Here is a 12,247-nt window from a genome sequence, read left to right on the forward strand (position 1 = left end):
TCATTCTAGATTTCTTCAGCAATTTCAAGGGCTTTCGTTAAAGCACCAAGTTTATTATAGACTTCCTTTAATTCATTTTCAGGTTTAGATTCTGAAACTATTCCCGCGCCGGCCTGATAATGCAATTCGTGATTCTTGCTTACGAAGGACCTGATGATAATGGCGTGATTGAAGTTGCCTTCAAAATCCATAAATCCAATTGCTCCACCATAAGCACTACGGTTCACATTCTCGAATTTTTCGATCAGTTTTAGCGCCATAGGTTTAGGTGCTCCACTCAATGTGCCTGCAGGGAATGTGTCTGCCACTATTTGGGAAGTTGCAACATTGGGGTCTTTCTTACCAGTTACCTTGCTCACCAGGTGGATCACATGGGAAAAGAATTGTATTTCCTTGTAATTCTCTACTTTAACATCGCTGCCATTTCGGCTAAGATCATTTCTGGCAAGATCTACCAGCATAACATGTTCCGAATTTTCTTTTTCGTCTGCTGCCAGCTCCTTCGCTATTTCAGCATCTTTTTCGTCATTCCCGGTTCTTCTGAAGGTGCCGGCGATTGGATGAATTTCTGCTCTTCCTTTATCAACTATCAGCTGAGCTTCTGGCGAACTTCCAAAAATTTTAAAATTTCCATAGTCGAAATAAAACAGGTAAGGGGATGGGTTCACATTTCTAAGTGCGCGATACACATTGAATTCGTCTCCTTTGAATTTCTGAGAGAACCTTCTTGAAAGTACAAGCTGAAAAACATCACCTCTATGGCAATGTTCTTTGGCAGCCAGGACTACCGATTTATATTCTTCATCGGTTAAATTAGAAACCGCATCTTCGTGTCTGCTAAAATTATACGAAGCGAAATTCTTCACTTTCAATAATTGCTCGATCTCATCGATCTTATTTTCTGAATTGTAAGAGTGATCAAAAATATATGCTTCATTCTTGAAATGATTGATCGCTATTATATTCTGATATACCGCGTAATAAATATCCGGGATCTTAAGGTCTTTTTCTTTTCTGGTCACCTCGACATTTTCAAAATATCTAACCGAGTCGTAGGCTATATATCCAAAAAGGCCATTATTGATAAATTTAAATTCCGAAGAATCGGCTTTGAACTGTTGAGAGAACTTTTGAATTTCCTGTGGGACAGATACTGAGGAATCAACATTTAAAGTCTTTATTTCTCCATCTGGAAACGTAGAGGTGATCACCTCATTTTCCAGTTTAAATGAAGCGACAGGATTACAACAGATATAAGAAAAGCTGTTGTCGCTAGCATGATAATCGCTACTTTCCAGCAATAAACTGTTTGGATATTTGTCCCGTAACTTCAGATATATGCTTACCGGTGTAATGGTATCAGCAAGTATCTTTTTATAAGTTGTATTTAATTCGAACATTGAATGTTGATTTTTAGCAATAAAAAAAAGGCTTGTCGTGAGACAAGCCTTTGTAATTTCTATTATGGAAATAGCAGTTTAGCTCACGAAGTTTGACGTAAGTTATTCCACCACCAGTTATTTCTTTTCATTGTAAACATGACTTCAAATATAGAGATCAAATTTTTCATAACAAACCTTTTTCCATAAAAAAATCCCGGAAGTAGGGTTCCGGGATCTCATAATTAGAACTTAAGATTTACATCAAGTTCAAAATTGTCATATATAGTCTTATCTCCAAGGTTATCAAAGAAACTTCCAGAACCATATCTTACATTATATTTCGATCTGTCAATGGTAAGATTAGTTGTAGCAGAATCTCCGTTCATCACGAGGTCAAAGGTAATAGGATGTGTTTCGTTCTTGATGGTAAGATCTCCAACAATACCATACTTTCCATTTCCTTTTGAAGCTGCACTTGTAATAATAAGTTTCGCAGTTGGATGTTTTTCAACTCCGAAGAAATCTTCAGACTTTAAATGTCCTTCAAGTTTTCCTTTATTCTCGCCGGTAAGATCTGTAACTGTGATGGTGCTCATATCCATTACAAATTCACCACCAACTATTTTCTCATCTTCCAGCATTAAATGCCCACTTTCCAGCTTAATGGTTCCATTGTGAGATCCGGTAACCTTTTCTCCGGTCCATTCTACTGTACTAGCTTCTACATTAACTTCTTTCTTGGTGTTGGTAAAAGCAACGGTTGTTAAAACGATTACTGTGGCAATTCCGCCTTTTAAAATTCTATTTTTCATAATTGTTCAATTTTTGTTTTTAAATTACTTCTATTAAATCTGATTTTGATTTTCTTACTTTCGATAAATGTTGATATTGATCTTCTTCGCTTCTGTATCCAATTGGAGCAATTACAGCAGTGGTAAGATTTTTATCTGCCAGTCCAAGGATCTCATCAAACTTTTCGGCATCAAAACCTTCCATAGGGCAGGTGTCAATTTTTAAATTTGCCGCTGCTGATAATAGATTTCCAAGCGCTATGTAAGCTTGTTTCGCCGCCCACGTATTTTGTTTATCGGCTGGAAGTTGAAGCGTTGTATTTTTGATCATATCTTCCATTCCTTTCAGGTCGTCTCTAGACATATTTCTGGTTTCAGCAATATTATCCAGATAAGTGTTTACATATGCTTCGCTTACAGATTTAAGATTAGCGAAAACCAATACGCAAGAAGCATCTGTTACTTGATTTTGATTCCAGGCTACAGCTTTTAATTGCTCTCTGGTTTTTTGATCTTTAACAACAATTACTTCATAAGGTTGCAATCCATAAGAAGATGCAGTTAACTGAATACTTTCTAGTAAAGTATTTAGATCAGTTTCACTAATTTCTTTTTCTGAATTGAATTTCTTCGTAGCATATCGCCAGTTAAGATCTTCGTTATAGGTACTTTTCGTATTAACTTCTAAGCTCATTTAATTTAGTATTTAGTGATAATAATTCCTTTTCATTTATATTCTTAGCAAAATCGTTTTCAACTTTATCGATAACCGGATCAATATCAGCAAGGAGTTTCATGCCGGTTTCGGTTATCCTTATTTCAACTTTTCTACGATTAGATGGGCAAACAATTCTTTCGCATAATTTCTTATCCACGAGTTTGTCTACTAATCTTGTTGTATTACTCATCTTACTCACCATTCTTTCCTGAATGGTAGAGAGGTTTGCTGGTTTCCCCTTCTGACCTCTTAAAATTCGAAGAACATTAAATTGCTGAGAACTAATTCCGAAAGGTTTAATCGCTTCCTGTATCTTATCACTTATGTGATTTGCGGTAACTATTAAATTTAAAGCCAGCTTTTTGGAAGGCGACATAATATCTTTGGTTTTTAGTAACTCTTCAATATTCATTTGTATAAACAACATTTGTATGTACAAATATACTATGTTTTAAATATGAGTTCTTTAATATTCTGTTAAAATTTTTACTCATATTGCCAGGTTTGCTTCAGAAAAAAAAATGGGCTTATATTTACAATACCATAAAATTTAATGTTACTACTATGAAAGAATTAAGTCAGGAAGAATGGCAGGATAAATTAAAGAATGATGATGAAGCTGTCATTCTTGATGTAAGAACTGAAGAAGAGGTAGAAGAAGGATATATACCTAATTCAAAAAATATAGATATATATAAAGGGCAGGGATTTATTAATGAAGTTGAGAAATTAGACAAATCCAAGCATTATTATATTTACTGTCGTTCGGGTAAAAGAAGTTCCCAGGCTTGTACTCTATTAGATCAAATGGGGTTTAGTGAGACCTATAATTTACTTGGAGGTTTTTCTGAATGGGAAGGAGAAAAAACTACAGATTAATTTAAAACATTATAAAAGTCTAAAGCACCAATAGTTGGTGCTTTTTTGTTTGTTAGATACTCAAGCCGAATTTTTTACGTTAAAAACATAGGTTCAACTATTTGATTAGTCTATTAAATTGATATATTTAACCCCATAAGTCCGCGAATTATACTATGATTATGAATAAAGCACTTTGTCTACTTGTTATTGGTTTGTTATGCTTTTCAGCGACTAACGCTCAGGAATTTAGCTTTGGTATTAAAGGAGGTCCCAGTTATGTAATGGGAGGTCAGATCACAGGTAGAGTAGGCGGCGGTACCGATTTTGGTGGTACGGTAGAGGCCGATTCCAAATTCAAATATCACGGTGGTGCATTTTTTGAAGTTAGATTTGATAAATTTTTGCTAAGACCGGAACTTATTTATAGTGCAATGGAAACTGAATTTGATTTTCCTCTTCAACCATCGATTTTTGCGATTGAAAAAATTAGTGTTCCTTTACTATTTGGATATAACGTCTGGGGACCGATAGATATTTATGCAGGTCCTGCTTACCAGAAAATTCTTGAATCAACTCTAGAAGGTAATGAACCCAATCCGTCTGTCATTGTTCAAAATAGTCCCTTAGCAGCACAAGTTGGTATAAAAGCCGGTTTTGGTAGGTTTGAATTAGATCTTCGTTACGATCGTAGTTTAGCAACAGCTGAATCCTATAGATTGGATATTAAAGAAAACAATCCAGGAGGTTATGGTATTAATACTGCAGATTTTGATGATTCAAGATTGAACCAAATCTTGTTAAGTATAAGTTTTAAAATATTTGACAGTGCTGCTAATCCTGGACGAAGAAAAGGTGGCTGTTATTTCTAAGGTAGAAATTTAATTTAGAATAATATAAAGTGCTCCGTTAGCGGAGCATTTTTTATATCAGCATATATTAAAAAAGGGACAATGCCTGTTGTCCCTTTTCCTGGTTGGTTAGTTAATGAATAAGGTTGAATTTATCACCTATGCGTTACTTACTCAATAACCAAAACTTTGAAAATTAAAGCTATAGCATTTTTTTTGAAATTCCTATATAACTTCAAAATTTGGTCGAAAAAAGGCTGAAAATGGAAGGTTTCTAGGGTTGAATTATATTATTTGAGAGAAATCTCGATTAAATGAACGGGTAGTGTTTCATTTTTGCAACTGAGAATTGATCAATTTCTTGATATTTTTTTGTTTCACTGGTTCAAGAACAGTAATTCCATAATGAGTATGAAAGCTGTGTGAATACAAAAAGTCAAGTTGAATCTTGAACCATTGTTTTTCATCTATATCAGGATTTATATGTTGTAGTTCCTTGTATAATTGATTAGAATAAATATCATAATCATCGGTCCCCAGATAAAACAGATCGGCATCTGCTACTATTTTGTCATAGATATTATAAGTTTTTTGTGGAATTCGTGTGGCATTGATCATTCCACAAATAGTTTTAATTTCAGCCTTTGAAAAATTGAATTCCGGTAATTCTTTGGAGGCCAGATTGCAGCTTTTGGTTTCGTGATCTTTTCTCCCGATTAGAAACCCGGCATCATGGTACAAGGCAGCAACTTTTATCAACTCAATCTCCTTGTCTGAAAGTCCTTCATCTTTTGCCAGGAAAACCGCACGATCTATTACACGTTTAGTATGATCAGCACTATGATAATATAAATAATAGGGAAGACCTTGCTCCAGCCGCGTGAAAAGACTATCAAAAATCTGAGTTTTTTCCATGTTAAGTTCACTTCGTCTCACAATATGACCTACCCTTAATTAATACTATTTACGAAAATTAATGCAATTCAGTCCAATTTTACCTTTTAACTTTTCATGAAATTTCTAAAAAAGTGGATTTTAGATTTCAGATTATCAGTAAATTAACGAAAAAATTTAGTAATTAAATATAACGTTTTCCTTTGCAAATTGTTTAGGAAAGCTTATTAAAAAACAGGATTAAAGCTTATTTTACTGATACTCGATCGAAATTCCAGGCGATCAAACGACTTTTTTTATTTCCCTGGCCCATTTCAATGGTCCTGAAATTAGCTTTTAATTTTTTCAATTGCTTGTAGATGTTTGGCAGGTTTTCCTTTTTAGAGACCAGACTGGTAAACCAACCTACCTGCGTTTTAAATAACGCACTTTCTCTGATCATTCTTTTTAGGAATAAAGCCTCTCCGCCGTTGCACCAAAGTTCATTCGCCTGTCCCCCAAAATTTAATTCTGAAGAATCTTTTATCCCAAGATTCTTTAATTTTCGGGCGGAAGCTTTACTGGCTTCTTTTTCAGAAGAATGAAATGGCGGATTGCACATGCTGAAATGATAAAATTCACCATCCTCTATCACTCCTTTAAAAATGCTTCCGCGATCTTCCTGAAGTTGGATTTCAATATTTTCTGAAAGATTTGGATTTGCCTGAATATTAGCTTTGGCTGCGTCTACAGAATTTTTTTCAATATCAGTTCCAATCATTTTCCAACCATATATGCGGTTTGCCAGAATTGGATAGATCGCATTGGCTCCAACACCAATATCAATGCCTTTGATCTGGCCATCAATTTTTCCTTTGGAAAAAAGATCTGCCAGGTGATGAATATAATCTGCCCTGCCTGGAATCGGAGGACATAAATAGTTCTTTGGGATACTCCAGTTTTCGATCTGATAATGATGCTTCAGCAAGGCTCTGTTCAATTGCAAGACAGCTTCGGGAGTTGCAAAATCGATCGTAGTAGTTCCATATTTATTCACAAAGACATACTTTGAAAGTTCAGGATTAGAACTGACCAAATCCTCAAAATTGTAAGAATCCTTATGAATATTCTTCGGGTGCATTTTCTGAAATTAGAATGGCTTCAAAGGTAAAAGATTTCAAACTGAATAAACTCTACAATTTAGCTGTACTTTTGCGGCATGGCCAATAACATTAAATCTGAGGAAGAAATTCTTAAAAAACTGAAGATAACCAGCTTGAATTCCATGCAAAAAGAAGCGGGTGAAGCGATAAGTTCTTCAAGCAATATCATTCTATTATCACCTACCGGAACAGGGAAAACGCTGGCAGTTTTACTGCCGCTTCTGGATGAACTGGATGCTGATGTTTCAAATGTGCAGGCAATGATCCTGGTGCCTTCCAGAGAATTAGCCATACAAATAGAGCAGGTTCTTAGGGAAATGGGAACCGGTTTTAAAGCAAATGCTGTTTATGGAGGTAGATCTTCGGCTAAAGATAAGATCGAATTAAAGCATGCTCCGGCAATTTTAATTGGAACTCCGGGAAGGCTGGCCGATCATTTAAGAAGGGAAACTTTTTCTTCGGAAGATATTAAAACGATTGTTCTGGATGAATTTGATAAATCACTGGAAATTGGTTTTAAGGAAGAAATGTCAGAGATTTTTGATCTTCTTCCAAATATTGAAAAGCGTATTCTAACCTCCGCAACCCAGAATGTTGAAATTCCGCGTTTTGTGGGAATGAAAGATGCTAAAAAGATCAATTATCTGTCTGAGGAAACTCCGCTTTTAAAGGTGAAAACGGTCAACTCTCCCGATAGAGATAAACTTGAAAGTCTCATCGACCTGCTGGCTCATATTGGTAATCAGCCCGGCATCATATTTTGTAATTATAAAGACAGTATAGAGAGGGTAAGCGAATACTTAGCTGATAATAATATTCCGCATGGAACTTTTCACGGTGGGATGGAGCAACAGGACCGGGAAAGAGCTTTAATAAAATTCAGGAATGGAACTCACAGGATCATCATCGCGACCGATCTGGCTGCAAGAGGCATTGATATTCCGGAACTCAATTTTATAATTCATTATCAACTCCCGTTCAAGGAAGCTGAATTCACCCATAGAAATGGAAGGACAGCGAGAATGGACGCCAAAGGTACGGCTTACGTTCTGAAATGGGAGAAAGAGGATTTACCGGAATTCATCGAAGAGTCTTCCATTCAAAAACTGGAATCCAATTCTATTGAAAAAGAAACCGAATGGAAAACTCTATTCATTTCCGGAGGTAGGAAGGACAAGATATCTAAAGGTGATATTGCCGGTTTATTTTTTAAACAGGGAAATCTCAACAAGGACGAACTGGGTACTATTGAATTAAAACAGGATTGTAGTTTTGTTTCGGTGGCTGCTTCAAAAGCAAAAAGCATTATTCAGTCACTTGATAATTCCCGATTAAAAAAGAAAAAAGTCAGAATAAGACTCGTATAAAGAGATCACATTATCCTGGAAAGAACTTCCAGGGCATTTCCTGTCATGATCCTTTCAACAATTTTTTCAGGTTCTATTTTTCGGTTTCTTTCCTGTTTCAAAGGACAGGGCAGTTTTATTTCTTTTACATAATTGTAGGCATGCATCAATAAATAATCATCCAGATAATCTATTTGTTCTGCAGTCCAGTAGCCATCGATAGGATCAATAATTCCATCAAAATCGGTTCCTAGTGATTGAATTCCCCAGGCAAACTGACCATCGGAATCTAAAACTTCGGCGATATGGCTGATCTGATTCCAGACTAATTTAGACCACGAATACAAAGTATTTCGTTTGCTCATAATAGCCTTGGTGTCTCTAAGAATGGATTTAGAACCTATTCTTCTTTCATCCAACTGTATTCCAAACAGACCATTCGAATTTCCAATTCGTATAATTTCATCATCAAAGAAATTGATATCCTCCGTATTGAAAATGTTCTCCTGAGAGATCTTGGTCTCATGAGTTCCGCCAGGTTTAGATAGACCGGTGACGCATCCATGGCTTGCAATAATTGGAATATTCTTATCCGGGTAATTTTCGAGTAATTTAAAATAATCGAGCCTTGACTTTCGGCTCATATGTTTGATGTCGATAATGATTGGTTTAACTGAATTCCCTTCGGAATCATTCATATCTTTCAACATCGCATCGATTGCTTTTTCTCCGGCTTTTGTAACTCCTAGATTCAAACCATTCTCCTGATCTACTACACATTTTACCAATCCGCCGAGACTGGGTGCATGACCACATAGGCCGTTCCAAAAATGATGAGCCAGGGTAATAAATACAGGTCTAATCAATTTGTTTTCCTCTAACCTAAGCTCGGTAATTCTCTTCAGCATTTTATCCAGGTTCTGTTTGGAAACTCCATCTGGGAATTTATCTGCCGCCTCATTGCTGTCCATCACCTGATCGAAAATATGAGCTCCTTCAATAGTCGGAATAAAAATGATAGCATCAGTCGCCAATCTTTCCTGCCTGTCCAGGAGTTCGATTTCGGCATAAGAATTCGTAAGAAAATAGGTTGTTTTCTTTCCATCTACTGTAATTGGATTTCCGCTTTCCTGTTTCAGGAATTTCACTTCCAGTTTGAAATCTTCCCAGTAACTCTTTAAACTTTGCAGATGATCAATTCTGGATTGACCGAATTCGGTCGCTAATTTGGTAAGAAGGTCAGAAGGAAGTCCAGTTCCTAATTTATTATCAAAAAAACCTTTCTCCTGCGGATAGAATGAAAGACAAACCACCGCAACACGTCCGCGACGTAAACTTGTCCCATCACTTTGCACGAAATTGGTAAGGGTGGCAATGTAGTTCTTGATCTTATCAAAAAGACTGGGAGAATCATGGAACCAGATAGAATGTGCATGTCTCGGGTTTCTGGATTGAATACCGGGATTTTTCTTGAATGACCTGGCAAATGGCTTTATCGAGGGATGACAATGTATGTCTACAAAAAAATGTGATTTCATAGTCAGTGGTTTTATCGATTAATTTTTAATTCCCCTTTGATTGAAAATACTACTTGTTTTCGATCAGTTTATCTATTATCCTCGATAGAACTTTTTTATTTTCCGCAATGGTTAAAAGTCCGTCTCTATGCAATCCACTTATATTTCTGGAAGTCGCATTATCTATAGAATTATCGGCATTAACCAGGTTCGGCTGGATGCGATGATAATCTGGCTGGTCTTTCTTCTCTAATGTTTCATATATTTTTCTAAGCTGATAGTCCACCGTTTCCGAGTTTCCACTCATCATCATATCGATCAATGGCTTTACCCATTGAAAGACTCCTGCATCTTTGAAATCCTTGTAATAATAAGGTTCTTTAACATCCCCAGAACCTATGCTTACAATGATCATGTCTTTGGCAGTTGGTTTGTTTGGTTTTGAAGATTTCCCAGCCATTTTTTTAAAATCAATTTTCCTTGCTTCAGCATAGGCACAAAGAGCTGGATTATTAGCGAAAATTCCGCCATCTATCAAGGCGTGTGAATTGCCGTCCATAGATTTAATTTGCGTAGGTTCGAAGTAGGTTGGTGCCGCAGAGGTTGCCCTGGCGACTTCTCTCATATAATAATTTCTTCCTTCCTCTTTAGCTTCAATACTGGTGAAGAAAAAAGCTTTCCGGTTACGAATATCATAACTGGGAATAAGGCAGGGTTTTAAACTCTGGTTTAAAAGAGTTTCAGATAAATAGGTTTTAAGTAATTTCTCCAGAGGTTTTTCGGGATATTTTTCATCAATAATTCCATTTAGGTTTCTGATCTTTTCCAGAATTGATACTTTAAAGATCTCATCACCTCTCTCCTTAAATAGATCCAAAGCTTCCCTGGCCGAATATTTCGACTTTCCATTGTCATCGGGACATAAATACAGCAGGGATAGGATCCCACCGGAGCTTGTACCGGCAATAAAATCAAAATACTCCGCAATGGAAGCATTTGAATTTCCACTTTTCTCTTTTAGTTTATCTTCAATATATGATAGAATGGTTGCAGGAATTATCCCACGTATCCCTCCGCCATCAAGAGATAAAATGCGGACTTTAGACATGATGTTTGATTGAGTTAATATTCTAAATTTAAGAATAAAAACCCATTAAAATGAATAAACAATTGATAATGAGTTGTTTAAAATTTAAAACCTCATCGCTTTTATCCAAACCAGGTTTCGGTTTCTATCTCTTCGCTGACCTCCATCGTACTAAGTGGAATTTTAGTAAGATTCTTTTTTGTATTCAGGTATCGGTTTACGATTCGGTCAGCATAACTTGAAGTTTTGGATGGAATTAAATAATTTCTGAAATCTTCCGGATGCCTCAATTCTTCAGAACTATCTATATACCCGAAGCCGGCATACCTTCCTTTATTAAGGTAAACGAATGATTTTTCATTTTTGTTTCGGCCTTTTTCCACCAGTAAACAGGAATCTTCATACCGTCCAATGAACTCTACAGCCTTTTCAACCCGACTATTATATTCATCTATACTGATTTCGTTTGAACAAACTCCGCTGCAGGTAGATATCTTGTAATGATCACAAACCTTTACTCCGGCCTGTAATCCGCAGTATTTGGGACAAAGTTCGAATTCTACGCACAGATATTCTAAAAATTTGATCGCTTCCTCGCGGGTATAGAATTTTATCCAGCTTACCGGTGCGATCTTATTCTTATGCAAAGCAAATTGCTCGATCCCTTTCTGGTTGTGGTAGGAAGTAAGTGTATAAGGTTTGCTTACTTTTTTTTGAGCCTTATTGTATTTTGGGTAATATTTCAGGATGAGCTCAGACTCCCTTAGCAATGCGAGCAATTCATTTCCGGTTAGCTCATAATCGATGCTATAAGTCTCCTGCATCAATTTATATTTTCGGTTAGACCTTTCCTGAAAATGAGATTTTATCCTGCTCTTGATATTCTTCGCTTTACCAATGTAGAGAGGTCGGCCGTCTTTATCTTTAAAAAAATAAACCCCGGTGGTAGTTGGGAGTTTTTCAAAATCTGAACTTTTGAAATTTGGCGGTAAATATGAAGCAGCAGTTTTTTGATTAAGTAACTGATTGATCGTTTCAAATTCAGGATCCAGGGACATGCATCTTTGAAAAAGCGTTACGGTAGCATCGCAATCTCCCTTTGCCCGGTGCCTGTCTATGTGCGGAATGTTTATAGAAGTGCAAATATTACCGAGGCTATAGGAAAATAAGCCTGGGATCAGTTTTTTGGTAAGTCTTACCGTGCAGATTCTTTTCCGCTTAAAATCCCTGCCAATATTCGCAAATTCTGCTTTAACGATGTTATAATCAAAATTCACATTGTGGGCCACGAAGACACAGTCTTTAGTGATCTTTTCAATTTCCTCTGCGATCTCAGAAAATTGAGGTGCACTGCTCACCATTTCGTCATTAATTCCCGTTAGGCTCTCTATATAAAGTGGAATAGCCTGACTGGGGTTTACCAAAGACGAATATTCATCGATGACTTTTCCGTCCTGCACTACGATCACACAGATCTCGGTGATCCTGTTCCCTTTAATTCCGTTGCCGGTCGTTTCAATATCAGTAATAGCAAACTTGACATCTTTCATGGCGGAAAATTACTGCATAAATGGAAAATATCCAAATGATAGGAAAAAATCCAATTTCAGTATTTAATTACATCTAGATGGTCGTTATAATTCCCGAAAACTTGCGATTAA

At 36.4% G+C, this 12,247-nt stretch carries 12 protein-coding genes; 3 read left to right on the forward strand and 9 right to left on the reverse strand.

Going from position 1 to position 12,247, the window contains the following annotated elements; translation table 11 throughout:
- Positions 1 to 5: 5 nt before the first annotated feature.
- The 4 genes from G3I01_RS08535 to G3I01_RS08550 form a co-directional block, all read right to left on the reverse strand.
- Positions 6 to 1,400, reverse strand: a complete 1,395-nt coding sequence (locus G3I01_RS08535; RefSeq protein ID WP_219546948.1) for an anthranilate synthase component I family protein — start codon at positions 1,398 to 1,400, stop codon at positions 6 to 8.
- A gap of 224 nt (positions 1,401 to 1,624) precedes the next feature.
- On the reverse strand, positions 1,625 to 2,194 hold the full coding sequence (locus G3I01_RS08540) for a YceI family protein (RefSeq protein WP_219546951.1): 570 nt from the start codon (positions 2,192 to 2,194) through the stop codon (positions 1,625 to 1,627).
- 19 nt (positions 2,195 to 2,213) lie between these two features.
- Positions 2,214 to 2,867, reverse strand: a complete 654-nt coding sequence (locus G3I01_RS08545; RefSeq protein WP_219546953.1) for an NAD(P)H-dependent oxidoreductase — start codon at positions 2,865 to 2,867, stop codon at positions 2,214 to 2,216.
- Complete coding sequence (locus G3I01_RS08550) at positions 2,851 to 3,267, reverse strand: MarR family transcriptional regulator (RefSeq protein ID WP_347708977.1); 417 nt, start codon at positions 3,265 to 3,267, stop codon at positions 2,851 to 2,853. The genes G3I01_RS08545 and G3I01_RS08550 overlap by 17 nt, the downstream gene beginning before the upstream one ends.
- A 188-nt stretch (positions 3,268 to 3,455) precedes the next feature.
- On the opposite strand from G3I01_RS08550, the gene G3I01_RS08555 reads away from it, so the two are divergent.
- Together G3I01_RS08555 and G3I01_RS08560 are read left to right on the forward strand one after the other, a co-directional pair.
- Positions 3,456 to 3,770, forward strand: a complete 315-nt coding sequence (locus G3I01_RS08555; RefSeq protein WP_219546957.1) for a rhodanese-like domain-containing protein — start codon at positions 3,456 to 3,458, stop codon at positions 3,768 to 3,770.
- 161 nt (positions 3,771 to 3,931) lie between these two features.
- Entirely contained in the window at positions 3,932 to 4,621 is a 690-nt protein-coding gene (locus tag G3I01_RS08560; protein ID WP_219546959.1) for an outer membrane beta-barrel protein, read from the forward strand.
- Positions 4,622 to 4,930: 309 nt separating this feature from the next.
- Here the strand turns inward: G3I01_RS08560 and G3I01_RS08565 are convergent, their stop codons facing one another.
- A complete protein-coding gene (locus G3I01_RS08565; protein ID WP_219546961.1) occupies positions 4,931 to 5,515 on the reverse strand; it encodes an HD domain-containing protein in 585 nt (194 codons plus the stop codon).
- 226 nt (positions 5,516 to 5,741) lie between these two features.
- A complete protein-coding gene (gene rlmF, locus G3I01_RS08570; protein WP_219546963.1) occupies positions 5,742 to 6,614 on the reverse strand; it encodes a 23S rRNA (adenine(1618)-N(6))-methyltransferase RlmF in 873 nt (290 codons plus the stop codon).
- Between the two features lie 78 nt (positions 6,615 to 6,692).
- On the opposite strand from rlmF, the gene G3I01_RS08575 reads away from it, so the two are divergent.
- Positions 6,693 to 8,003, forward strand: a complete 1,311-nt coding sequence (locus G3I01_RS08575) for a DEAD/DEAH box helicase (RefSeq protein WP_219546965.1) — start codon at positions 6,693 to 6,695, stop codon at positions 8,001 to 8,003.
- Between the two features lie 5 nt (positions 8,004 to 8,008).
- Here G3I01_RS08575 and G3I01_RS08580 read toward each other — a convergent pair whose 3' ends face one another.
- The 3 genes from G3I01_RS08580 to G3I01_RS08590 all read right to left on the reverse strand — a co-directional run bounded on the left by G3I01_RS08580 (position 8,009) and on the right by G3I01_RS08590 (position 12,136).
- Positions 8,009 to 9,520, reverse strand: coding sequence for a dipeptidase (locus G3I01_RS08580; protein ID WP_219546967.1), 1,512 nt, complete (start codon positions 9,518 to 9,520; stop codon positions 8,009 to 8,011).
- A gap of 49 nt (positions 9,521 to 9,569) precedes the next feature.
- Positions 9,570 to 10,607, reverse strand: coding sequence for a patatin-like phospholipase family protein (locus tag G3I01_RS08585; RefSeq protein ID WP_219546969.1), 1,038 nt, complete (start codon positions 10,605 to 10,607; stop codon positions 9,570 to 9,572).
- A gap of 101 nt (positions 10,608 to 10,708) precedes the next feature.
- Positions 10,709 to 12,136, reverse strand: coding sequence for an exonuclease domain-containing protein (locus G3I01_RS08590; RefSeq protein ID WP_219546970.1), 1,428 nt, complete (start codon positions 12,134 to 12,136; stop codon positions 10,709 to 10,711).
- Positions 12,137 to 12,247 lie beyond the last annotated feature (111 nt).

Origin of the sequence: Gramella sp. MT6, assembly GCF_019357415.1 — a bacterium.
Classification (GTDB): domain Bacteria; phylum Bacteroidota; class Bacteroidia; order Flavobacteriales; family Flavobacteriaceae; genus Christiangramia.

Bases quoted from the DNA above. Each gene is read 5' to 3' on its own strand.
- rlmF (WP_219546963.1), bottom strand. From the start codon at position 6,614: ATGCACCCGAAGAATATTCATAAGGATTCTTACAATTTTGAGGATTTG.
- G3I01_RS08580 (WP_219546967.1), bottom strand. From the start codon at position 9,520: ATGAAATCACATTTTTTTGTAGACATACATTGTCATCCCTCGATAAAG.
- G3I01_RS08550 (WP_347708977.1), bottom strand. From the start codon at position 3,267: ATGTCGCCTTCCAAAAAGCTGGCTTTAAATTTAATAGTTACCGCAAAT.
- G3I01_RS08565 (WP_219546961.1), bottom strand. From the start codon at position 5,515: ATGGAAAAAACTCAGATTTTTGATAGTCTTTTCACGCGGCTGGAGCAA.
- G3I01_RS08575 (WP_219546965.1), top strand. From the start codon at position 6,693: ATGGCCAATAACATTAAATCTGAGGAAGAAATTCTTAAAAAACTGAAG.
- G3I01_RS08590 (WP_219546970.1), bottom strand. From the start codon at position 12,136: ATGAAAGATGTCAAGTTTGCTATTACTGATATTGAAACGACCGGCAAC.
- G3I01_RS08560 (WP_219546959.1), top strand. From the start codon at position 3,932: ATGAATAAAGCACTTTGTCTACTTGTTATTGGTTTGTTATGCTTTTCA.
- G3I01_RS08535 (WP_219546948.1), bottom strand. From the start codon at position 1,400: ATGTTCGAATTAAATACAACTTATAAAAAGATACTTGCTGATACCATT.
- G3I01_RS08545 (WP_219546953.1), bottom strand. From the start codon at position 2,867: ATGAGCTTAGAAGTTAATACGAAAAGTACCTATAACGAAGATCTTAAC.
- G3I01_RS08555 (WP_219546957.1), top strand. From the start codon at position 3,456: ATGAAAGAATTAAGTCAGGAAGAATGGCAGGATAAATTAAAGAATGAT.
- G3I01_RS08585 (WP_219546969.1), bottom strand. From the start codon at position 10,607: ATGTCTAAAGTCCGCATTTTATCTCTTGATGGCGGAGGGATACGTGGG.
- G3I01_RS08540 (WP_219546951.1), bottom strand. From the start codon at position 2,194: ATGAAAAATAGAATTTTAAAAGGCGGAATTGCCACAGTAATCGTTTTA.